Source organism: Suilimivivens aceti (genome assembly GCF_025567405.1).
GTDB classification, from domain to species: domain Bacteria; phylum Bacillota; class Clostridia; order Lachnospirales; family Lachnospiraceae; genus Suilimivivens; species Suilimivivens aceti.
Genome location: NZ_JAOQKJ010000003.1, coordinates 112,182 through 134,698, shown reverse-complemented (window position 1 = coordinate 134,698; position 22,517 = coordinate 112,182). Strand labels below are relative to the sequence as shown.

The window sequence follows — 22,517 nt, the reverse complement described above, 5'->3', positions numbered from 1 at the left end:
AAGAAAGGGGGGATTTACTATGGGAGATAAAGGAAAAGCAGTAGCGGTTATGGCAGGCCTAGTGGCCGTTTCAGGAGTTGTCTTTGCCGGTGTGATTCTTGGTGCAATTACAATGTGGAGTCATAACAGACAAATACAGGAAGCCGGGAAGCAGCCAGATGCCGTAGTAACAGCAGAAGCTTTAGATGTGGGAGATGGAAGTATCGAAGGAAACAGTGCAGTGCAGACCGAGAACAAATCTGAAAAAGATGGGCAGTCTGCTGACACTGGAAGTTCAGAAAACGGAGGAGAAAACAAGGCAGGAAATAAAAGTGGACCTGTAAGCATTGAACCACAGCTTTTACTGGATCAGAGCGGAGTGACTATAACAGCGCAGAAATATGTGACGGATGACTTTTGGGGTGATGGAATTCAGATTTTAATAGAAAACCATTCGGGCCGCAATGTGACAGTAGGATGTACAGCCTTGATTGTCAATGACTATATGATTTCTGATCTGTTTGCGGTAACTGTAGCAGACGGAAAGAAGGATCAGTCAACAGTCTATTTCCTGAGCGGTGAACTGAAGGCAGCAGGAATAGAAATGATCGGGAAAATAGAGATCTATTTCCATATTTACGACAGTGATTCGTGGGATAATATTTATGATTCAGAATGCGTAACAATTAAAACTTCAGCTTATGATTATATGGACAGTACACCAAATGACATGGGACAGGAATTGTATAATGCAGGAGGAATCAGGATCGTCGGAAAAGAAGTGGATGAAAACAGTTTCTGGGGTACAGCAGTGCTGCTATATATAGAAAATAACTCGGGAAGAAATATAGGAGTTTCCTGTAAAGATCTTTCAGTTAATGATTATATGATGACACCACTTCTGGCGAGTACGATCTATAGTGGAAGAAAATCTATTGATGATATTACTATTTTTTCTTCGGATCTGGAAGAAAATGGGATCACAAGGGTAGAATGGATTGATTTTTCGCTTCATATCTACGACAGCAATACGTATGGAACGATTGTGGATACATCGCCAATCAGAATAAATACACAGTAAAAATAATATGAGAAAGCAGTACCTGCAAGGTACTGTGAGAAGGAGAAAAGAGCATGAAAACATGGAAGTTAGTATCAGGAGTTTTGTCAATTATTTTATTTTTTGTTGTAGCACTGCAGTCCTGTGCCGCAGGCATGGTAAATGCAATGGAAGCAAATGGGGGATCATCTGGTTCTGCTGGAATTTTGGTTGGAATACTGATGCTGGCAGGTGGAATTGTGTCAATAGCATCCAGAAATGCAATCGGGAATGGTGGAAATATAGCGATTTTGATTCTTTTTGGACTGGCCGCACTTATAGGATTGGCAGGACATGGAAATTACAGTGATCTTGTAATCTGGTCTTTCTGGTGCCTGTTGAATGCAATTCTTGCTGTGATAGCAATGGTGAAAAACAGATAGAAACGGACATGATAATGCTGAATCATCCAGGAACTGGTGACACAAATAAGCCAAGATCCGGCGGCAGATAGGTGAACAGGAGGAAGCACACCAGAGTAATAATGACAGCTGTCCACAGCGGGATCAGAAAGGGAACTCCCCTGCAGGACAGAGTAAGGCAGTATGTCCGGATGAAAGCGACCAGAACGGCAATTACAAAGGTAGTAATATCAAGTGCCATATAATTTTTGCCGAGGATTCCGGAATAGGTATAAAACAGTACCGGGATCAGGAAAGTGCCGGAGAGAATGCCGGCAGGCAGTGCCGAAGCGAGGCAGGGATAGTCCTCTTTCAGCCTGCTGTACAGGAAAAGGGCATAGAGAAGCATGGGAAAAAAGATAAGCTTCATATGCTCCCAGGTAGATTCACTGACCGGGAAGAAAAAGCCGATGATGAAGTTCTGCAAAGACCAGTCATACACAAAATGAGCAAGACTTCCGGTGCCCAGAACAAAAATTATTCCAATGAGAGTAAAACGTTTTAAAGGATTCATAGAAGCAGTATATGAAGCTTACAGTAAAAAGATACATTTTGCGTGAGCCCATATGGTTTCTCATTTCAGCAAAAACAGTTACAGGATTAGAATGAGCAATAAGCATGCTTTATCACTACTATGTTGTGGTTTCACATGCGGTGGGGCATGAGAAGAGAATTGTGAGTGTGGTGCCCCAGGAATAGAAAAAGAGAGCAGTGAAAAAGGATAAACGGGGCACAGAAAAGAGAAAAAGAGCCAGGTGTCCCGATGAGATCAGTAAACGGGATAAAGAAAAATACGCCGCAGGGAATGCGGCGTATTTTTACGGGTGATTGAGAAAAATTGGACGCTGGCCGGCAGAGTAATCTGCCAGCCAACCCATAAAGCCAATATCTTATTTACATCATACCGTCCTTGATCACATTGTGGTCACGGAGCAGTTTCTCTACGACAGTACCCTTTACTACATGGAGCAGAGGCTTCTTCAGTGCATTTAACGGGCCGGGAAGCTCGATCTCCAGAGGAGACATACCATCCATCAGCTTGACACTGCTGTCCAGGAGCTCTCTGATATCATAAACGCTGCCCCATACCTCCGGAACACCTCTGTCAACACCAAGCAGGCCGTAAACAGCTTCCATAGCGGTTCTGACAGAATATTCTGTAGTGAATACGGTATCTCTGGGAGTCTGTGCAAACTGGCCAAGGAATGCGAAGTTTACGCAGCCATCCGGGATGACATCAGGACGGTCACCGGCAGCTCTTGGCATGAAGAATGCGGTAATGTAAGGCATCATGGTCGGGACGCAGACTGCACTGTGCTCAGCCAGTTCAGCGATTTCCTCTACCGGAACACCAAGGTGATACAGCCACTCCTCAGTGATCTCCTTACCGGTACAATCCTTCATGGGCTTCTTGATATAGTCACCGGGTACATCTGTAAACAGACCATATACCCATACACAGACTTTTTCCTTGTCCTGAGTCTTGAACTGACCCTGACGGTTGATCGTCCAGCTCAGCAGCCAGCTGGAATCCTTGCAGCTTACGATGCCGCCGGTAACAACCTTGCCGGTTCTGGGATCACGCTTGCAGATATTGGTGATATAAGGAATGATCTTGTCATCCAGTGTAGTAACAGTTGCGGATTCCCAGTTGGTCTTGGAAACATCGGAACAGAACTTTTCAGGATGTCCGAAGGATGGATCCTGTGCGGCGATATTCTTCCAGAGACTCCAAACGCCGCTGGTACGAACCTCAGCGTCTCCGTTGGGAGCGTGGTTCTGATCACCATAAATAGTGCCCTCTGTGCAGCTTCCATTGGTAACAAATACCAGGTCATTTTCGGTAAGGACGATACCCTTTTCCACACCGTTTACTTTGCATTCAATGGCTTTGGCAACCTTCTTGTCATCCTTGATGTCAAAGATAACGTTGGTAACCTCAGTATTAAACTGGAAGTCAACACCGGCAGCCTCCAGATATTTCTGCATGGGCAGGATCAGGGACTCATACTGGTTATATTTGGTAAATTTCAGTGCACTGAAATCAGGGAGCCCTGAAATATGGTGAATGAATCTCTGGAAATAGAGCTTCATTTCAAGGGCACTGTGCCAGTTCTCGAAAGCAAACATGGTTCTCCAGTATAACCAGAAGGTAGAATCAAATACTTCCTCATCGAAAACATCTTCAATAGTCTTGTCATAAAGATCCTCGTCCCTTGTCATGAACAGCTTCATGATCTCCATGCAGCCCTTCTGGCTCAGATTGAACTTGCCGTCTGTATGGGCATCCTGGCCACGGTTCTCGGTTGCACGGCAGAGAGAGTAGTTGGGATCCTCTTTATTTAACCAGTAATATTCATCCAGGACAGAAGCACCGGGAATCTCGAGGGAAGGAATGCTGCGGAACAGATCCCACAGACACTCGAAATGGTTCTCCATTTCACGGCCGCCTCTCATGACATAGCCTCTGGAAGGATCAAAGATACCATCACAGGCACCGCCGGCGATATCCATAGCCTCAAGAATATGGATGTGATCTCCCTCCATCTGGCCATCCCTTACAAGGAAGCATGCTGCTGCAAGAGAAGCAAGTCCGCTTCCTACGATGTAAGCGCTCTTTTCGTCTACGCCATCGGGCTTCTTCGGTCTTGCAAAGGCCTCGTAGTTACCATTGGAATAATAAATTCCTTTACTGTTCTTGTCATACCTGCCAAGCTCGGTATTACGGTATTCCTTTTTGGCAGCAGCAACAGATGCTGTTCTCTGCTTTTTTGCAGCGCCTGCCTTGCGGCCCTTTGATGCAATGGCTACAGCGCCTGCACCTGCGGCAAGAGCTGCCAGTCCAAGTGAAATATTTTTCTTTCCTGACATAATAAAAACCACCTTTCTCTTTATCCGATAGATTTAAAGCTGCTTTTTTGTTTCTGTGAACTTATAGTATGTGTTTTTTGAGGGAATTCCAATCAGCAAAAAACAGGGAGTGATAAAAATTTTATCATTGAGTCTATTTTGTAAAAAAATTGCCAAAGATGGAGGTTTGGTAGTATAATTGCCGGACTGGGAAAAATATTGATTTTAGTTGAGAGAAACAAAATGAATCAGATGAAGCTTATGGAAAGGAGCAGCTTAAAATGCTGCTGATGGTGATCTTTTAGTATGTATTCTTTATTACTTGCTGTGATTTATCTGGCATTTATCAGCCTTGGACTTCCGGATGCACTTCTTGGGTCCGGCTGGCCGACAATGTATACACAGCTGCAGGTTCCCTTCTCCTATGCGGGGATCATTTCCATGATCATTTCAGCGGGAACCATCGTTTCCAGCTTTTTTTCAGACAGACTGACAAGGAAATTCGGAGCAGGACTGGTGACAGCGGTCAGTGTCCTTCTGACAGCAGGAGCCCTGTTTGGGTTTTCGGTATCAGATTCCTTTTACCTGTTATGCATTATGGCGATTCCCTATGGTCTTGGTGCCGGCGCAGTGGATGCGGCACTGAACAACTATGTGGCGCTTCATTATTCCTCCAGGCATATGAGCTGGCTTCACTGCTTCTGGGGTGTCGGGGCAGCAGCAAGCCCTTATATCATGGGCTTCTGCCTTGGAAAAGGGCTTGGCTGGAGCCGGGGATACTTCAGTGTATCCATGATTCAGATTGTGATCACGGTGATCCTGTTTATCAGCCTGCCGCTCTGGAAATCCCGGACGGATGAAAAAGAGGGAGGCACAGAACCGAAGTGCGCAGAAGCAGAGCAGAAGCAGACAGATCAGACCAAAGCCGCGCCTTCGAAAGCCTTGAGCTTCCGGGAAATCCTGCGGATCAAGGGTGCACCGTACATATTGATCACCTTCTTTGCCTATTCTGCCATGGAGACGACCACAGGACTCTGGGCCAGCAGCTATCTGGTGCAGTACCTTCTGATGGAACCGGAGAAGGCAGCAAAATTCGCTTCCTTCTTTTATCTGGGAATCACAGTAGGAAGATTCCTGTGCGGATTTGTGGCAGACAGGATGGGAGACAAAGCACTGATCAGACTGGGAGGCGGTATTGTCGGAGCCGGTATTCTGCTTGTGCTGATCCCGTTTCCGGTGACGACGCCGGCGCTCCTTGGACTGGTGATCATTGGATTTGGCTGTGCACCTGTCTATCCGGCGATCATCCACTCTACGCCGTTTTATTTTGGCAAGGAGAATTCTCAGGCGCTGATCGGCATTCAGATGGCCTGTGCCTATGTCGGAAGTACCTTTATGCCGCCGCTGTTCGGAACACTGGCAGCAAGGATCGGCATCTGGCTGTATCCGGTAGTTCTGCTTGTGTTTGAGGTGCTGATGGTATTGACCTCAGAAAAATTAAACCGGATCCAAAATGGATCCGGTACGGAGTAGACAGAATAGAAATTGTTTTTGGGAAAGGACTGCATATTAAAAATGCAGCCGCCTTCTTACAGCTTCCCGGAGCCGCTGCCTTGACAGGATCGTCAGCAGTGTAATGGAGATCACAGCACACACAGTCAGGACGATAGCAGACCATGTAAGCCGCATGGGTTTTGTGAAAAAATGCTCGATCAGAAGCTCAAGCCCCATGCAAAGCAGAGCGGTTTCTACGAAAAAGTAAAGCGTTGTCGTCAGATAGGATACCCGAAAATGCTTCATCAGGATCGCAAATATTTCGCAGAGGATCGTGCATAATCCAACAATGGGAACCGCAAGGGCAAAGAACCAGTGCTGATCCGCGGTCGTAAAGCTGATCAGATACAGGTAAAAGGCAATACCCGCACCGTCAAGGGCAAGAGATAAGTACATGGGCAGATGCAGCGTGGTGATCGCCGGAAGCAGCACGATAAAGAGCAGCAGGCAGGCACCGATGATAAAAAGGGACCAGAGGCTGCCGGTAAAAACAAGGAGATTTAATAAAAGGCAGCTGGCACTGGTAGCTGTCAGGATAATGCCGATCAGAAGGGTAAAATCCCGGCGCTTTACAGTATCCACCTCTCCCCGCTGCTCCGGGAAGGGAGGAACGGCATCTGCGATCCTCTTAAGTTCATTTGGATTGATGACAGGGGTATTGCACAGGGGGCAATGATCCAGGGAACTGTCCAGCTCCACCCCGCAGTTTACACAGTATGACATGAAAAACTCCTTTCATTTAAAAACGGTTACTTTCTATTTTTACATGGATTCCGTCCTGCACCAGCTTACGGAAAAAGTACCGTTCCACATCTGCTTCTACGATACAGCTTGCAAAGTTGATGGTAAGGGTATCCTCGAAGCTGACGATAGCACAGTTGGTTCTGGAGGAAAAGGGCTGTCCCATATAAATATCCATGCGGTCAATATAAGGCTCCATATTTTCAGGAACCCTGATAGCTCCCATGTTGGTAAGTCCGGCAGAGGAGCTTTTGTCCTGGATCCGGGAATAGAACTGCTTCACCACGTAATCCTTGATAAAAAGCGGTGTGATGCGGATCAGGGGATTGCGCTTGGTATTGGCATTTGTAGTGATATCACCACGCAGGAACTTTTCGTTAATATAATAGCGCATATAGTGATGCACCTGACTGACGATCTCATCAAAGCTGTACTCTCCAAGCCTTGGATCCACACCGGGATAGATCATGGTAATAAAGTTGCGCAGGGTCTTTGATGGAAAGAAGCGGCGCAGGTTTACCGGCATGGCAATCTTTACCGGCTTTAAGTGAAGCGGGTGATCATCCTTCTGCTTCTGAAGCAGGGCATAAAGGAGTACAGCGTTCAGGTATTCTGTCAGGGATGCCTGATAGCTTTTGGCAACCTTCATGACTTCAGAAACGGACATGATGCCATCAATGACATGGAAGGTATAAAAAGGCTCTTTGGTACCGCGTACACGGTAGGCCTTTGCACCGGTGCGCTTCGGGCAGAGCTTCGAATTGGCATAGCGCATATAGGCATCCTCAAACTCTTCAGCAGGCGGCGTTTCGTGGATATCCTTTACAAAGTAACCGCAGTCGATCTGGTGTCCGAGAAGCCGCAGATATTCAGCTGTGATGGTCTGCAGCACATACATGCCGCCGCTTCCATCGCCGAGACTGTGATGAGCCTCCAGTGAGATCCGGCAGTTATAATAATAGATACGGATCAGATACCGGTTCCCGGCCTTGAAGGGCATGGGCATACAGAAATTCCGGATGTCCTCCCGGACAAAGGGACCTGGCCGCTTATTGGGTTCTAAGTACCGCCAGAAAAGCCCTTTACGGATGGCAGTCTTATAGGTAGGAAAGCGGACAAGGCTGGCATCCACAGCCTGCTGCAGGATATCCGGACGTATGGGCTCCTTCAGTACGACAGAAAGCCGGTAGACCGAAGAAAAGTCCCTGCGCTGCAGGGTCGGGTAGACGATAGCAGAAAGATCCAGCCGGTACCAGATCTTTTTGGCGGCACCTGCGGTATGCTTTCTTTCTTGTGATGGAGCTGTATGTGAAGCTGTAGTAGTTTCTTTGTTCAAAGGTATAGACTCCTGACTATTTTCATATTATGCTAATTCTACCACAAAAGCTTAAAAGAAGGAGAAAAATTTATGGCAGCAGGAGAAAAAAGAAAAAATATCAGATTATCTGAAGAAAATGTGAATTTCCGGATGATGAATCTGATCCGGAAGGTACATGGTATGATAGATGATCCTGATATAGAGAAGCACAGACATTCCCAGAACCAGGTGGGAGCTCTTCTTGGCAATCAGAAGGATGTGCTGATCACACCGGTAAAGATAAAGGACATGGAAGCCGAGTGGGTATGTGCCAACCGCGTCCACATGAAAAAGTACGTGATCCTGTACTGCCATGGCGGCGGATATTCAACTGGCAGCAGGATCTATGCGAGGACACTGACAGACAAGCTCGCACAGTCTACCTCCATGGATGTGCTCTGCTTCGATTACCGGCTTTCTCCGGAAAATCCCTATCCGGCAGCTCTTGAGGATGCCCTGAAGGTATGGGATTACCTGATGCTGTATGGTTATGGGGCAAGAGATGTGATCATTGCAGGCGATTCAGCAGGCGGCAATCTGGCACTTTCCCTGACACTGAAGCTAAAGGAGGAAGGAAGACTCCTGCCAAGAGGACTGGTATTGCTTTCACCCTGGACAGACCTGACTTCCTCAGGTAAGAGCCATGAAAGCAGGAAGGAAGTAGATCCGGTACTGGATGAGGATTATTTAAACAGAATGATCCAGAATTATGCACCGGGCATGGAGCTGACAGATCCGCTGATCTCTCCGTTATTTGGAAATTTTGAAGGCTTTCCGCCTACGTACATCCAGGCAGGTGATAATGAGATCCTGCTCAGTGATTCTGTGTCACTGCATAAGAAGCTGGTTGCAGCAAATGTGTCTGTCAGGATGAATGTGTACAAAAGAATGTGGCACGTTTTCCAGATGTCACCCTTAAAGGTATCCTATGAGGCCATGGAAAAGTGCGCTGAATTTATTTATGACATCTGCCGTTAAAATAAAAAAGGAAATCAGAAGCTTTCGCAGAATAATCTATAGTAGACACAGGAAATACGAGGAAGCATATGAACATTCGAGAAAATCTGGAACAGCTGGAACAGGATAATTTAAGTCCCTACGCAGCACACAGCCGGGATTCCAGGGGACGGCTCCATCCGGAGGAGCAGTGCGATATCCGTCCTGTCTATCAGAGGGACAGGGACAGGATCCTTCATTGCAAGGCGTTCCGGAGACTGAAGGATAAAACACAGGTCTTTCTTTCACCGGAAGGTGATCATTACAGAACAAGACTTACCCATACATTGGAGGTATCGCAGAATGCCAGGACGATCGCCAAGGCTCTTCGGATGAATGAAGATCTGGTGGAGGCGATTGCCCTTGGCCATGATCTTGGACACACTCCTTTCGGACATGCTGGAGAGAGGGCGCTGAATGCGGTCTGCCCTTACGGCTTCAAGCACAATGAACAGAGTGTACGGACGGTAGACATTCTGGAAAAGGGCGGACAGGGCTTAAATCTTACCTATGAGGTACGGGACGGCATCCTGAACCACCAGACGGCAGGTATGCCCATGACGTTGGAAGGGCGTATTGTCAGACTGTCCGATAAGATCGCCTATATCCATCATGATATGGATGATGCGATCCGTGCCGGGATCCTGACAGAGGCAGATGTGCCGAGGGAGATTGGAGAAGTGATTGGCTTTACCACAGGGGAGAGGCTGGATCATTTCATCCATGATATCGTAAGCACCAGCTATGGGAAGGATGACATCATGATGTCACCGCCGGTAGCGGAAGCCATGAAAAAGCTGCGAGCTTTTATGTTTGAACGTGTCTATAAGAATAAAGAAGCAAAGAGCGAAGAGGGAAAGGCAGAGATGCTGGTGCAGACCCTTTACAGCTATTATCGTCATCATCTGGAACTCCTGTCGGAGGATATGATCGGACTGATCAACCGGGGAGAACCGGAAGAAAGAGTAGTGTGCGATTACATAGGAGCCATGACAGACCGTTTTGCCATAGCTAAATATGAGGAGATCTATATTCCCAGGTCCTGGCATATCTGACAGGGACAGGAAGCAGTGTGATCGCAGAGAAGCAGGGATGGTTACATGTATTATCCGGAAGAAGTAATCGAAGAAATACGGATGAAAAATGATATAGTGGACGTGGTTTCCGGGTATGTGAAGCTGCAGAAAAAGGGGAGCAGTTATTTTGGACTGTGTCCCTTTCATAATGAGAAGTCACCTTCCTTTTCCGTTTCCCCAGGCAAGCAGATCTATTACTGCTTTGGCTGCGGGGCAGGAGGAAACGTGATCTCCTTTGTCATGCAGTATGAAAACTATACCTTTCAGGAGGCTGTGAAATTCCTGGCTAAGAAGGCAGGGATACAGCTTCCGGAAGCAGAATACAGTGAGGAAACCAGAAAGAAGGAGAACAAAAGGGCAAGGCTCCTGCAGGTAAACAAGGAAGCAGCGACCTACTTCTTTCATCAGCTCCGCAGTGAAAACGGCAGGGCAGGCTGGCAGTACCTGAAGAAAAGGGAGCTGTCAGATGAAACGATCCGGAAGTTCGGGCTTGGCTTTGCCAATATGACCAGTAATGATCTGGTGAAATTCCTGAAAAGCAAAGGCTATGAGGATGAGGTGATCCGGGATGCCGGGCTTGCCACCTTTGATGAGAAATTTGGCTTCCATGACAAATTTTGGAACAGGGTCATGTTTCCTATCCAGGATATCAACCACAGGGTCATCGGCTTTGGCGGAAGAGTCATGGGGGATGGCAAGCCAAAGTACTTAAATTCACCGGAAACACCAGTGTTTGATAAGAGCCGGAACCTTTACGGACTGAATATCGCAAGAACGGCACGGAAGAACCAGATCATTCTCTGTGAGGGCTATATGGATGTCATTACCATGCACCAGGCGGGATTTTCCCAGGCGGTGGCATCCCTTGGAACGGCATTTACAGAAGGACAGGCTTCCCTGCTGAAGCGCTATACAGACGAGGTGATCCTTTCCTATGACAGTGACGGGGCTGGTGTGACAGCAGCACTGCGGGCCATCAGCATCCTGAAGGAAGCCGGGATGACGGGAAGGGTGCTGAACCTGGAGCCTTATAAGGATCCGGATGAATTTATCAAGAACTGCGGTCAGGAGGCCTTTCAGAAGCGGCTGGACGGGGCAGAGAATACCTTTTTCTTTGAGATCAGGATGCTGCAGAAGGATTATAACATGCAGGATCCGGAATCCAAGACGAAATTTTACCGGGAGATCGCAAGAAAGCTCTGCGGATTCTCAGAGGAGGTAGAGCGTGAAAATTACATTCAGGCGGTAGCACAGCGCTATCAGATCAGTGTGGAAAATCTGCGCAGACTGGTGCTTTCCTATGCCATGCAGACAGGCTATGCACAGCCGGTAGAAAGGCCAAAATCCGGAATACGGAAGAAGAATACAGCAGAAGAGGGCGTCAGAAGAAGCCAGAGGCTGCTTCTGACGTGGCTCACCGATATGCCCTCCCTTTATCCAAAGATAAAGAAATTTATTACACCAGAGGACTTTACCGAGGAGCTTTACCGGAGGGTGGCAGAGAAATTATTTGATCAGCTTGAACAGAAGACAATGGATCCTGCCGGGATCATTGGCATGTTCGAGGAGGAAGAGGAGCAGCGTATGGCTGCCGAGGTGTTCAGCACGAAGCTCACGCAGCTTTCGAACAGACAGGAGAGAGAAAAAGCCTTCCATGATATTGTTCTTGCAGTGAAGGAAAACAGCTATGAACAGTATCTTGCTGGCTCAGGAAGTGATGTAAATGCGTTAAAGGGTGTGATCGAGGGCAAAAAAGCACTGGAAGAACTTGACAAAACGCATATTTCCATAGAGGAAAGCTAATACTTTTACTATATTTTCAGGAAGGATGGAAACCCATAATGGATGAAAACACACAGGCAAAATTTGATGAGAAACTGAAAGGCCTCTTAGCAGTTGCCAAAAAAAAGAAGAATGTTCTAGAGTATCAGGAGATCAATGATTATTTCGCAGACATGGCCCTGAATGAGGAGCAGTTTGATAAGATCATGGAAACCCTGGAGCAGAACGGTGTTGATGTACTGCGTATCACAGAGGATGATGATGTGGATGATGAAGAGATCATTCTCTCTGATGAGGATGAAGTGGATATGGAGAACCTTGATCTCTCTGTGCCGGATGGTATCAGCATCGAGGATCCTGTCAGGATGTATCTGAAGGAGATTGGTAAGGTACCGCTTCTTTCAGCCGAGGAGGAGATCGAGCTTGCCAAGAAGATGGAGCAGGGTGACCAGGATGCAAAGAAACGTCTGGCTGAGGCAAACCTTCGTCTAGTTGTCAGCATTGCCAAGAGATATGTGGGAAGAGGAATGCTGTTCCTTGATCTGATCCAGGAAGGGAACCTTGGTCTGATCAAGGCTGTTGAAAAATTTGATTACCGGAAGGGATACAAGTTCTCCACCTATGCAACCTGGTGGATCCGTCAGGCTATTACGAGAGCAATCGCAGATCAGGCAAGAACGATCCGTATTCCCGTGCATATGGTAGAAACCATAAACAAGCTGATCCGGGTATCCAGACAGCTGCTGCAGGAGCTTGGGAGGGAACCTACCCCGGAGGAGATCGCAGAGGAGATGAACCTGCCTGTTGAGAGAGTCAGGGAGATCCTGAAGATCTCACAGGAGCCGGTTTCGCTGGAAACACCTATCGGTGAAGAAGAGGATTCCCATCTTGGTGACTTTATCCAGGATGATAACGTGCCCGTGCCGGCAGATGCCGCTGCCTTTACCCTGCTGAAGGAGCAGCTTGTAGAGGTACTCAGCACACTGACAGAAAGAGAGCAGAAGGTCTTACGACTCCGCTTCGGACTGGATGATGGACGTGCAAGAACCCTTGAGGAGGTTGGCAAGGAGTTCAATGTCACAAGGGAGCGTATCAGACAGATCGAGGCCAAAGCACTAAGAAAGCTCCGCCATCCCAGCAGAAGCCGCAAGCTGAAGGATTATCTGGATTAAGCCATGAATACTGGAAAAAACGGATTATCCAGGAGGCTGCAGGCGGTTGCTGATTTGGTTTCTCCCGGGAAAAGGGTCTGTGATGTCGGCTGTGACCATGGCTACGTCTCCATTTATCTGATAGAAAGTGGAAGGGCAGATGCCGTGCTTGCTATGGATGTCAACAGAGGGCCTCTGGAAAGAGCCAGGATCAATGTGGAGAAGCATGGCCTTACCGGTTACATAACACTGAGACTGTCAAACGGGCTGGGTGCCTACAGGACAGGTGAGGCACAGAGCCTTGTTATTGCAGGAATGGGCGGCAGACTGATGCAGTCCATTCTGACAAAGGATAAAGAAAAGACAGAGGATTTTGAGGAGCTGATCCTGCAGCCCCAATCGGAGCTTGCTCTTTTCCGGAAATTCCTGCGCACAGAAGGATATACGATCGTGCAGGAGGAGATGATCCTGGAGGGTGGGAAATTTTACCCCATGATGAAGGCACGAAAAAAGCCGGTATATGGAATATGCCAGGCAGAAGGATGTGTCAGTGCAGGAGATGGCGGCCAGCAGCAGAGTGGTCTTCCAGATGGCATTACAAAGGAGCTGGCCGATGCCTTTGGTTCCTGCCTGCTTGCCAAGAGAGATCCGGTGCTGTATGAATATATTTTCAGGCAGAAGGAAGATATCCTGAGACTGATCCATGCCATGGGAGGACAGGAAGAAAGTGAGCGGTGCAGGAAGCGGAGAGAGGAATTAAAGGCAGAGCTTTCACTGCTTACACAGGCAGAGCGCCTGTATCAATAAAAAGGGAGGATTCTTTGAGATGGCAAAGATTACCATAGACGGGGTTACCGGAGAATACCCGGATGGAATGACCTATGAGGAGATTGCGGATGCCTATCAGGACAGGTATGAGAATACCATAGCACTTGTCCTGGAGGACGGTAAGATACGGGAGCTGATCAAAACAGTGCATAAGGACTGTACCCTTTCCTTTCTGACGCTGAAGGACAGCATTGGCCACAAGGCATATGTAAGAACGGCAGTCATGGTACTGCTTCGGGCGGCAGCAGATGTGATCCCGGAAGCAAATATCAAAGTGGAATTTGCCATTGGCCCCGGTTATTACTGTGATGTACGCATGGAAAAAAAGCTGACAGAGGATATGGTAAAGCAGATCCGGACAAGAATGCAGGAACTGGTAGATGAAAAAATCCCGATCACCAAGAAGACCTATTCTATTGATGAAGCCAGGGAGATCTTCAAAAAACAGAAGATGGAGGACAAGGGAAAGCTGTTTAGGTATAAGAGAAGCTCCTTTGCCAATGTATACTGCCTGGATGGCTACTATGATTACTATTATGGCTTTATGCTGCCAGATACAGGCTACGTGAAATATTTTGACCTGATGCTGTATGAAAAAGGACTGTTGCTGCTTTTGCCGGGGATGGATGCTCCCTGCATGCTTGAAGTGTTTGGTCCCAGGGAAAAGCTGTTCCGGACGTTGAGAACAGCCTCACACTGGGGAGAAATGATGAATATTGATTCTGTAGGCGACCTGAACGATACGATCTGTGCAGGGGAAATGAATGATATGATCCTGGTACAGGAAGCACTGCTTGAGCGCAGGATTGGCGAGATCGCGGAGAATATTGTAAAAAAGGGCAATGTGAAGTTTGTCCTGATCGCAGGACCTTCCTCCTCCGGGAAAACTACCTTTTCCCACAGACTGTCCATACAGCTCCGTACCTATGGAAAAATCCCGCATCCGATCGCACTGGATGATTACTTCGTGAACCGTGAACTGACACCAAGGGATGAGAACGGAGATTATAATTTCGAATGTCTGGAAGCTATTGATGTAAAGCAGTTCAATGAGGATATGGAACGGCTTCTGCGCGGAGAAAGGGTTGAACTTCCCACATTCAATTTCAAGACAGGGAAGAGAGAGTACCACGGCAGATATAAGCAGCTTGGAGAAGAGGATATCCTGGTCATTGAGGGGATTCACGGGCTGAATCCGGAGACGACCTATTCCCTTCCGGATGAGAGTAAATTCAAAATTTATATCAGTGCCCTGACAAGCCTGAACCTGGATGAGCATAACCGCATTCCGACGACGGATGGGCGTCTTCTCCGCCGGATGGTGAGAGATGCCAGAACAAGGGGTGCCAGCGCCAGAAGAACTATCGAAATGTGGCCCTCTGTCCGAAGGGGCGAGGAAAACTATATTTTCCCGTTCCAGGAGGAAGCGGATGAAATGTTTAATTCTGTACTGATCTATGAGCTTTCTGTACTGAAGCAGTATGCAGAACCGCTCCTTTACAGTATAGAGCCGGGAGAACCGGAATATTATGAGGCCAAGAGACTGCTGAAATTCCTGGAATATGTACAGGGGATTGACAGTCAGAATGTGCCGAGCAATTCGATCTGCCGTGAGTTTATCGGTGGGAGTTGCTTTCCGGTCTAAAATAAGTTATAGTAAATAAATGTATCAAGTAGGACAAATGGTCGCGGCTGTCTTTATGACAGGTGAGGAAAGTCCGGGCTTCACAGGGCAGGATGCCGGATAACGTCCGGTGGAGGCGACTCCAAGGAAAGTGCAACAGAAATGTACCACCGTCATGTCATGCATGACGGCCAGGGTGGAAGGGCAGTGTAAGAGACTACCGCCTGTCTGGTAACAGACAGGGCACATGTAAACCCCATCCGAAGCAAGACCAAACAGAAAGCGTTTGAACCGGCCCGGTGAGCTTTCAGGTAGGTTGCTTAAGACTGCTGGCAACAGCAGTATTAGATAGATGACCATTCAACGACATAACCCGGCTTATCGTCCTGCTTGATATTTTTATCCATTCAGGAAGCTTTTAAAAGAGGAACCCATGAGGAGATTATTTTCAGCTCTTTTTCCCTGTATTCTATTGCTGCTGGTACTGCTGGCGGCTTTTCAAGGCAGAAACTCATCTGCAGCACTCTCAGAAACAGAACTGGAAAACAGAATATGGCAGCTCTCTGTGGTGCTGCTGGGCGAAAACGCAGAGGGAAGCGGCTGTATTTATGGATATGATGAAGAGAGACAGGCGCTTGTGATCATCACAGCAGGACATGTACTGAAGGAGCTGCAGGGCAGCATAGAGGTCAAGCTTGCAGATGGTACGGTGCTGCCGGCTGCTTCTTCTCTCGCAGCGGAAGAATGTGACCTGGGATATGTGTATCTTCCTTATGAGAAATTGCCAGAAAAGGAAAAGGCATACTTTGAAAAAGAAGCAGACGGAAAATTCGGGGAATTTCTGCAGATCAGGGAGAGCAACAGCCTTCAGAAAAATGATGCTTTCCATATGACGGATAAAATCAGCACAGGAGAGTGTTCATTTGTTACCGGGTATGTGGTAGATCCGGACAGGTATCTTGAGGAGTTTGGCTGTGAAATGATCTATGCAGATGGAGGCGCTGTGCCTGGCATGAGCGGCAGCGGGATGTTTGATGATTCGGGCAGGCTTATAGGAATTCTGTGCGGTGCCACAGAACAGTATGAGCTGGCAGGTGTACCTGCAGAAAGGATAAAGAAATACAGGCAGTAAAAAATCCGGCTCACATGACGGTATGAGCCGGATCATTTATTATTCTATATGATATCCAAAGAACTAAGCCATCTTGTTGACAGCCTGAGCTAAACGGGATACTTTTCTGGAAGCTGTATTCTTGTGATATACGCCCTTGGAAGCAGCCTTGTCGATTGTGGTTGTTGCAGCAACAAGTGCGCTGGCAGCAGCAGCCTTATCGTTTGCTTCGATTGCAGCATTTACCTTCTTAACAGCAGTCTTAACACCAGACTTGATCGCCTTATTTCTTTCAGCCTTAGTTCTGTTGACTAAAATTCTTTTCTTAGCTGATTTAATGTTAGCCATGATTCTTACCTCCTATATAAAATCATCAGTTGCCATGATGTTTCATTAAAGCCGGAGACACGGACGTCTTAATGCAACACACACGCATATTATTGTAGCTGGAGAGGAGCAGTCTGTCAATAGATTTTTCAGAGAAATTGCATGAATCTGCATAAAAGTGCACATACTGAAGGCACAGAAAAGTCTGTATGAGAAAAACAGGACAAAACAGGCATAAAAAGGACGGATATTTAGATGGGCAGCTTTAAGATCAGAACCGATCTGGCACTGGAGGCCAGAGAGAATGCGGAGGAGGAAGCGGAATCACTTTCCGGTGTTTCAGTAGAAGAAGTTTACCATGAGGACAGTGAGGTGCGGATCACAAAAGTCAGCATCACATCGAAAAACAGTGCGAGGGCACTTGGAAAACCCATGGGAACCTATATCACATTGGAAGCGCCGGCTATGACACAGCAGGATGAGAATTACCATCAGGAAATTTCCGGTGAGCTTTCCATGCAGCTTAGAGGGATCATACCTGAGCTGGAAAAGGAAAGCTCGATCCTGGTGGTAGGGCTTGGAAACCGGGATGTGACGGCTGATGCCCTTGGACCTAATGTGGTGGATAATCTGACAGTGACAAGGCATATGGTAAAGGAATTCGGAAAGGCAGCCTATGGAAAGGAACGCATGCATGTGACCAGTGCCCTGATTCCGGGAGTTATGGCAAAAACGGGCATGGAATCTGCTGAGATCATAAAAGGTGTTGTGGAGAAGACAAAGCCGGATGCAGTGATCGTGATTGATGCGCTGGCAGCCAGATCCATAAGGAGACTGAACCGGACAGTTCAGATTTCGGATGCCGGGATCCATCCGGGTTCAGGAGTGGGAAACAACAGAAATGTGATCACCAGGGAAAGTCTTGGTGTACCGGTGATCGCCATTGGCGTGCCGACGGTAGTAGATGCTGCCACGATCGTGAATGATGCATTTGCAAAGCTTTCTGGCGGGGAAGGCAGGGAATGGATGAGAATGCAGGATTTTCCGGAGGGATTTTCTGAATTGTATAATATGTATGTAACCGGCAAGGATGTGGATTATGAGATCAAGCAGATCAGTCATATTATCTGTGATGCCATAGAAGGAGCACTGGATATGCAGGCATGAATGTCCGTTTTCCGGCATATATTTCCCTGTGGAGAGAATCCGTATGTCAGGGAAATGGAAAAGGAAAGCACTGCTTACTGCAGGAATTATCATACTGGTTTTGGGACTGCTGATACAGGGAACTGCAAGGAAAAACGGAAAAGAAAAAAGTACTGGCGGCAGGATCATGGAAGGTCTGGCAGAGGCTGCTATGGAAAGGGCACTGGCGGACTCCTGTCTTCTGCCTTTTTTTCTGGAACAGGGGCAGGGGACACTGGAAGATGACAGCCCGGCAGGAAAGGCCGTGGAAGAGATGTTCCCTCTCTATACCTATACGTTTCATGAGGTGCAGGAAGGGGAGGATGAGGATCAGAAAAATATAGATGAAGAAAATCTGGATTATGGGGAAGGTGCATTACATATTGACAGTGATCTGATCGCCAGGATGCAGCAGGAAAATGATGGATATCAGGAAAATATGGATCAGGCAGAAATATCAGAAGAGAATGATCAGGAAAATACAGACAAGGAAGAGGATACGGATATCGGATCACAGGGAGAATCTCAGCAGGATGATGGCCTGGATGAGGAGAAGGCGTTTGAACCTGCGGCATTTCCGGCGTATTCCTATGACTGGTCTGAGAAATGGGATTATGAGAAGCTGGTTTCGAACTTTTATGCCATAGACGGTACGACTGGTCTTGACAGCTCCTATGTTGGGCTGGATCAGCTTCTCTATCAGGATATGTCGATCACAAGGTCTTTGGAAGGACCGGATATCCTGATCTATCATACCCATTCCCTTGAGGACTTTGCAGATTCTGTGCCGGGGGATCCGTCAACCACGATTGTCGGCGCGGGTGAGAGGCTTACGGAGATCCTGCAGGATACCTATGGTTTTTCCGTACTGCATGACATAGGAGGGTATGATGTGGAGGCAAGAGATGAGGCCTATAATAAATCGCTGCCAGCCATCGAACAGATCCTTGCGGAAAATCCAACCATCCAGGTGGTGATCGACTTGCACAGGGATGAGATGAAGGAAGGAAAGAAGCTGGTCATGGAGCTGGATGGGCGGCCGACAGCCAGGTTTATGCTTTTTAACGGTATGAGCTATCTGAGGAACAAGGGGAAGATCGCTTATCTGGAAAATCCGTATCTGCAGGAAAATCTGGCATTTTCCTTCCAGATGCAGGTGGCAGCCAATGAGTATTACCCGGGTCTTGCCAGAAAGATCTATCTGAAGGCTTATCGTTATAATCTGCACCTCTGCCCGAAGAGTCTTCTGGTCGAGCTGGGTGCACAGACCAACACGGTAGAGGAGATCATGAATGCCTGTGATCCCCTGGCTCATATCATTTCCATTGTTTTGAACGGCCAGATGTGATATGCTGATAAATGTGCAGCCATGGCTAAAAAGGGGCTGCTGACGGCACAAGGAGGTACTTATGACACATATCGACCAGAGTAAAATCAGAAATTTCTGTATCGTGGCACATATTGACCACGGTAAATCCACCCTGGCAGACAGAATTATAGAGAAAACAGGACTGCTGACCAGCAGGGAAATGCAGGCACAGGTTCTTGACAATATGGAGCTGGAACGGGAAAGAGGCATCACGATCAAGGCCCAGACCGTCAGGACCATTTATACAGCAAAGGACGGAGAAGAGTATATCTTCAACCTGATCGACACACCAGGCCACGTAGACTTTAACTACGAGGTGAGCAGGAGTCTGGCAGCCTGTGACGGTGCTATCCTTGTTGTGGATGCGGCGCAGGGAATCGAAGCACAGACCCTTGCCAATGTATATCTGGCACTGGATCATGATCTGGAGGTTTTTCCTGTTATCAACAAGATCGATCTGCCAAGTGCAGAGCCGGAGCGTGTGAAGGAGGAGATCGAGGACGTCATTGGCCTTGATGCTTCTGATGCACCGCTGATCTCTGCCAAGAACGGGATTGGGATCGATGAGGTACTGGAAGCAGTAGTGCACAAGATCCCGGCACCTACAGGCGATCCGGATGCACCGCTGAAGGCGCTGATCTTTGATTCCCTGTATGATTCCTACAAGGGAGTTATCATCTTCTGCAGGATCCGGGAAGGACGTGTGAAAAAAGGAACCAATATCCGCATGATGGCTACCGGCGCAACAGCAGAGGTAGTAGAGGTTGGCTATTTTGGGGCAGGACAGTTTATCCCCTGTGAGGAACTTAGTGCAGGCATGGTAGGCTATATCATGGCATCTATCAAAAATGTCAAGGATACCAGAGTCGGCGATACGGTTACTGATAATGACAGACCCTGCAGTGAACCGCTGCCCGGTTATAAAAAAGTAAATTCCATGGTGTACTGCGGCGTGTATCCGGCGGACAGCTCCAAATATCCGGATCTCCGGGATGCACTTGAAAAGCTGCAGCTCAATGATGCTTCCCTGAATTTTGAGCCGGAAACCTCCATTGCTCTTGGATTTGGTTTCCGATGCGGCTTCCTTGGACTTCTTCATCTGGAGATCATCCAGGAAAGACTGGAGAGAGAGTACAATCTGGATCTGGTGACCACAGCCCCCGGTGTTATCTACAAGGTGCATAAGACAGACGGAGAGGTGATCGAGCTGACCAACCCTTCCAATCTGCCGGATCCGGCATCCATTGAATATATGGAAGAGCCTATTGTTTCTGCTGAGATCATGGTAACGACTGAATTTATCGGATCCATCATGGAGCTGTGTCAGGAGAGAAGAGGCAGATATCTTGGCATGGAATATATTGAGGAGACAAGAGCACTGCTGAAATATGAGCTGCCTTTAAATGAGATCATTTATGACTTTTTCGATGCCCTGAAGTCCAGATCCAGGGGCTATGCGTCCTTTGACTATGAAATGAAGGGCTATGAGCAGTCTGATCTGGTGAAGCTGGATATTCTGATCAACAAGGAAGAGGTGGATGCCCTTTCCTTTATCGTACACAGTGACAGCGCTTATGAAAGAGGACGGAAGATGTGCGAGAAGCTGAAGGAGGAGATCCCAAGGCATCTCTTTGAAATCCCCATTCAGGCAGCAGTAGGCGGTAAGGTCATTGCAAGGGAAACAGTAAAGGCCATGCGTAAGGATGTTCTTGCCAAGTGCTATGGCGGCGATATTTCAAGAAAGAAGAAGCTCCTGGAGAAGCAGAAGGAGGGAAAGAAGCGTATGCGCCAGATCGGCAACGTGGAGATCCCTCAGAAGGCATTCATGAGCGTACTGAAGCTGGATGAAAACTAAGCGGCCATTAAGTATTTATATTCATATTCCATTCTGCGTACGGAAATGTCTCTACTGTGATTTTCTGTCAGCACCGGCATCCGGGGAAACGATGGAGGCTTATGCTTCCTGTCTTTGCCGGGAGATAGAGGCAGCAGGAAAGCTGTATCCGGATCATGAGGTGCGGACAGTATTCTTTGGCGGCGGCACACCGTCCATTCTGAAAAAGGAACGGATCTGCCAGATCATGGAAGCTCTGCGCGGAGCCTTCAGTCTGGCAGAGGATGCGGAGATCACGATAGAGGTGAATCCGGGAACTGTGGATGCAGACAAGCTGGCTGCGTATTATGCTGCCGGTATTAACAGGCTGAGCATCGGGGTGCAGTCCCTGCAGGAAAATGAGCTTCAGGCACTTGGCAGGATCCACAGTACAGAGGACTTCTTCCAGACATACAGCATGGCTATTAAATCAGGATTTAATAATATAAATGTAGATCTTATGTCTGCCATACCGGAGCAGACGCTGGAATCCTGTCAGGATACGTTAAGACAGCTTCTTTCCCTGGACAGACCGCCGTCACATATATCGGCATACAGCCTGATCATTGAGGAAGGAACGCCGTTTTACGAGAATACACCGGTATTGCCGGATGAAGAAATGGATCGGCTATTCTATAAAATAACGAATGATATTTTAAAAACCGCCGGATATCACAGGTATGAGATCTCCAATTATGCCAGGGAAGGCTGCGAATGCCGGCATAACCGGGTTTACTGGGAGCGGGGGGAATATCTTGGCTTTGGTATCGGGGCAGCGTCACTGATGCAGGAAACAAGATTTTCAAATATACGGGATCTGCAGACGTATCTGAAGCTCCTTTCTGGGGAAGCTGCAGATAGGCCTCTGACAGGACAGCTGATGGAACACCTCAGACAGGAGGTCAGTCATCTGACAGAGCGGGAGCAGATGGAAGAGTTTATGTTCCTTGGACTCCGCCTGACAGAAGGGGTTTCCAAAAAGCACTTCTTTAAGACCTTTGGAAAGAAATTTACGGACGTTTATCCGGGTATTTCGGAGAAGCTGATCAGGGAAGGACTTCTTGTGCAGGAAGGAGACAGATTAAAGCTTACAGAGCTCGGACTGGATGTCAGCAACCGGGTGATGGCGGAGTTTCTGTTTGATTAAAAGACCAGGCAGTTGCAATCAGAAAGTGAAATTTGTATAATTAGTTTTGTGGAAAGGCACTGCAGCG

General features: G+C 47.7%; 19 protein-coding genes and 1 other RNA gene. 15 read left to right on the top strand and 5 right to left on the bottom strand.

Annotated elements, in window-relative coordinates; genetic code table 11:
• The first annotated feature begins 19 nt into the window (after positions 1-19).
• Together OCV77_RS04135 and OCV77_RS04130 are read left to right on the top strand one after the other, a co-directional pair.
• Entirely contained in the window at positions 20-1,060 is a 1,041-nt protein-coding gene (locus OCV77_RS04135; RefSeq protein ID WP_262573560.1) for a hypothetical protein, read from the top strand.
• Between the two features lie 53 nt (positions 1,061-1,113).
• Positions 1,114-1,461, top strand: coding sequence for a hypothetical protein (locus OCV77_RS04130; RefSeq protein ID WP_262573558.1), 348 nt, complete (start codon positions 1,114-1,116; stop codon positions 1,459-1,461).
• A 22-nt stretch (positions 1,462-1,483) separates the two neighbouring features.
• Here OCV77_RS04130 and OCV77_RS04125 read toward each other — a convergent pair whose 3' ends face one another.
• Positions 1,484-1,993 carry a DUF6512 family protein gene (locus OCV77_RS04125; protein WP_262573556.1) on the bottom strand — a complete coding sequence of 170 codons (510 nt, stop codon included), beginning with the start codon at positions 1,991-1,993 and terminating at the stop codon, positions 1,484-1,486.
• Between the two features lie 380 nt (positions 1,994-2,373).
• On the bottom strand, positions 2,374-4,350 hold the full coding sequence (locus OCV77_RS04120; protein WP_262573553.1) for an oleate hydratase: 1,977 nt from the start codon (positions 4,348-4,350) through the stop codon (positions 2,374-2,376).
• 285 nt (positions 4,351-4,635) lie between these two features.
• On the opposite strand from OCV77_RS04120, the gene OCV77_RS04115 reads away from it, so the two are divergent.
• Complete coding sequence (locus OCV77_RS04115; protein ID WP_262573551.1) at positions 4,636-5,862, top strand: MFS transporter; 1,227 nt, start codon at positions 4,636-4,638, stop codon at positions 5,860-5,862.
• Between the two features lie 36 nt (positions 5,863-5,898).
• On the opposite strand, the gene OCV77_RS04110 is transcribed toward OCV77_RS04115, so the two are convergent.
• Positions 5,899-6,606: a DUF6320 domain-containing protein gene (locus tag OCV77_RS04110; RefSeq protein WP_262573548.1), complete on the bottom strand. Its 708-nt coding sequence runs from the start codon at positions 6,604-6,606 to the stop codon at positions 5,899-5,901.
• 16 nt (positions 6,607-6,622) lie between these two features.
• Entirely contained in the window at positions 6,623-7,960 is a 1,338-nt protein-coding gene (locus OCV77_RS04105) for an alcohol acetyltransferase (RefSeq protein ID WP_262573546.1), read from the bottom strand.
• 72 nt (positions 7,961-8,032) lie between these two features.
• On the opposite strand from OCV77_RS04105, the gene OCV77_RS04100 reads away from it, so the two are divergent.
• The 8 genes from OCV77_RS04100 (at position 8,033) to OCV77_RS04065 (ending at position 16,570) form a co-directional block, all read left to right on the top strand.
• Positions 8,033-8,959 (top strand): alpha/beta hydrolase, encoded by a 927-nt coding sequence (locus OCV77_RS04100; protein WP_262573545.1) that lies wholly within the window; start codon positions 8,033-8,035, stop codon positions 8,957-8,959.
• Positions 8,960-9,027: 68 nt separating this feature from the next.
• The gene (locus OCV77_RS04095; protein WP_118797568.1) at positions 9,028-10,032 is read left to right on the top strand and encodes a deoxyguanosinetriphosphate triphosphohydrolase; all 1,005 of its coding nucleotides are present in this window, start codon (positions 9,028-9,030) and stop codon (positions 10,030-10,032) included.
• A 45-nt stretch (positions 10,033-10,077) separates the two neighbouring features.
• On the top strand, positions 10,078-11,856 hold the full coding sequence (gene dnaG, locus OCV77_RS04090; protein WP_262573542.1) for a DNA primase: 1,779 nt from the start codon (positions 10,078-10,080) through the stop codon (positions 11,854-11,856).
• Positions 11,857-11,894: 38 nt separating this feature from the next.
• On the top strand, positions 11,895-13,007 hold the full coding sequence (gene rpoD / locus OCV77_RS04085; protein WP_118797570.1) for an RNA polymerase sigma factor RpoD: 1,113 nt from the start codon (positions 11,895-11,897) through the stop codon (positions 13,005-13,007).
• Positions 13,008-13,010: 3 nt separating this feature from the next.
• Entirely contained in the window at positions 13,011-13,793 is a 783-nt protein-coding gene (locus OCV77_RS04080) for a class I SAM-dependent methyltransferase (RefSeq protein ID WP_262573539.1), read from the top strand.
• 19 nt (positions 13,794-13,812) lie between these two features.
• Complete coding sequence (locus tag OCV77_RS04075) at positions 13,813-15,459, top strand: nucleoside kinase (protein WP_262573536.1); 1,647 nt, start codon at positions 13,813-13,815, stop codon at positions 15,457-15,459.
• 25 nt (positions 15,460-15,484) lie between these two features.
• Positions 15,485-15,835, top strand: an RNA gene (rnpB, locus tag OCV77_RS04070) — RNase P RNA component class A.
• Positions 15,836-15,871: 36 nt separating this feature from the next.
• Complete coding sequence (locus tag OCV77_RS04065; RefSeq protein WP_262573533.1) at positions 15,872-16,570, top strand: S1 family peptidase; 699 nt, start codon at positions 15,872-15,874, stop codon at positions 16,568-16,570.
• Positions 16,571-16,633: 63 nt separating this feature from the next.
• Here OCV77_RS04065 and rpsT read toward each other — a convergent pair whose 3' ends face one another.
• A complete protein-coding gene (gene rpsT / locus OCV77_RS04060; protein ID WP_118797574.1) occupies positions 16,634-16,897 on the bottom strand; it encodes a 30S ribosomal protein S20 in 264 nt (87 codons plus the stop codon).
• A 234-nt stretch (positions 16,898-17,131) separates the two neighbouring features.
• Here rpsT and gpr point away from each other — a divergent pair, with 234 nt between their 5' ends.
• The 4 genes from gpr to hemW all read left to right on the top strand — a co-directional run bounded on the left by gpr (position 17,132) and on the right by hemW (position 22,450).
• Positions 17,132-18,043 carry a GPR endopeptidase gene (gene gpr / locus OCV77_RS04055; RefSeq protein ID WP_262573529.1) on the top strand — a complete coding sequence of 304 codons (912 nt, stop codon included), beginning with the start codon at positions 17,132-17,134 and terminating at the stop codon, positions 18,041-18,043.
• Positions 18,044-18,086: 43 nt separating this feature from the next.
• Positions 18,087-19,409: a stage II sporulation protein P gene (locus OCV77_RS04050; RefSeq protein ID WP_262573526.1), complete on the top strand. Its 1,323-nt coding sequence runs from the start codon at positions 18,087-18,089 to the stop codon at positions 19,407-19,409.
• Between the two features lie 61 nt (positions 19,410-19,470).
• Complete coding sequence (lepA, locus tag OCV77_RS04045) at positions 19,471-21,285, top strand: translation elongation factor 4 (RefSeq protein ID WP_262573523.1); 1,815 nt, start codon at positions 19,471-19,473, stop codon at positions 21,283-21,285.
• The gene (hemW, locus tag OCV77_RS04040) at positions 21,275-22,450 is read left to right on the top strand and encodes a radical SAM family heme chaperone HemW (protein WP_262573520.1); all 1,176 of its coding nucleotides are present in this window, start codon (positions 21,275-21,277) and stop codon (positions 22,448-22,450) included. The genes lepA and hemW overlap by 11 nt, the downstream gene beginning before the upstream one ends.
• Positions 22,451-22,517: the final 67 nt, after the last annotated feature.

Excerpts from the sequence above, each read along its gene's own strand:
- OCV77_RS04135 (WP_262573560.1), top strand. The coding sequence starts at position 20 with ATGGGAGATAAAGGAAAAGCAGTAGCGGTTATGGCAGGCCTAGTGGCC.
- OCV77_RS04130 (WP_262573558.1), top strand. The coding sequence starts at position 1,114 with ATGAAAACATGGAAGTTAGTATCAGGAGTTTTGTCAATTATTTTATTT.
- OCV77_RS04125 (WP_262573556.1), bottom strand. The coding sequence starts at position 1,993 with ATGAATCCTTTAAAACGTTTTACTCTCATTGGAATAATTTTTGTTCTG.
- OCV77_RS04120 (WP_262573553.1), bottom strand. The coding sequence starts at position 4,350 with ATGTCAGGAAAGAAAAATATTTCACTTGGACTGGCAGCTCTTGCCGCA.
- OCV77_RS04115 (WP_262573551.1), top strand. The coding sequence starts at position 4,636 with ATGTATTCTTTATTACTTGCTGTGATTTATCTGGCATTTATCAGCCTT.
- OCV77_RS04110 (WP_262573548.1), bottom strand. The coding sequence starts at position 6,606 with ATGTCATACTGTGTAAACTGCGGGGTGGAGCTGGACAGTTCCCTGGAT.
- OCV77_RS04100 (WP_262573545.1), top strand. The coding sequence starts at position 8,033 with ATGGCAGCAGGAGAAAAAAGAAAAAATATCAGATTATCTGAAGAAAAT.
- OCV77_RS04095 (WP_118797568.1), top strand. The coding sequence starts at position 9,028 with ATGAACATTCGAGAAAATCTGGAACAGCTGGAACAGGATAATTTAAGT.
- dnaG (WP_262573542.1), top strand. The coding sequence starts at position 10,078 with ATGTATTATCCGGAAGAAGTAATCGAAGAAATACGGATGAAAAATGAT.
- rpoD (WP_118797570.1), top strand. The coding sequence starts at position 11,895 with ATGGATGAAAACACACAGGCAAAATTTGATGAGAAACTGAAAGGCCTC.
- OCV77_RS04080 (WP_262573539.1), top strand. The coding sequence starts at position 13,011 with ATGAATACTGGAAAAAACGGATTATCCAGGAGGCTGCAGGCGGTTGCT.
- OCV77_RS04075 (WP_262573536.1), top strand. The coding sequence starts at position 13,813 with ATGGCAAAGATTACCATAGACGGGGTTACCGGAGAATACCCGGATGGA.
- OCV77_RS04065 (WP_262573533.1), top strand. The coding sequence starts at position 15,872 with ATGAGGAGATTATTTTCAGCTCTTTTTCCCTGTATTCTATTGCTGCTG.
- rpsT (WP_118797574.1), bottom strand. The coding sequence starts at position 16,897 with ATGGCTAACATTAAATCAGCTAAGAAAAGAATTTTAGTCAACAGAACT.
- gpr (WP_262573529.1), top strand. The coding sequence starts at position 17,132 with ATGGGCAGCTTTAAGATCAGAACCGATCTGGCACTGGAGGCCAGAGAG.
- OCV77_RS04050 (WP_262573526.1), top strand. The coding sequence starts at position 18,087 with ATGTCAGGGAAATGGAAAAGGAAAGCACTGCTTACTGCAGGAATTATC.
- lepA (WP_262573523.1), top strand. The coding sequence starts at position 19,471 with ATGACACATATCGACCAGAGTAAAATCAGAAATTTCTGTATCGTGGCA.
- hemW (WP_262573520.1), top strand. The coding sequence starts at position 21,275 with ATGAAAACTAAGCGGCCATTAAGTATTTATATTCATATTCCATTCTGC.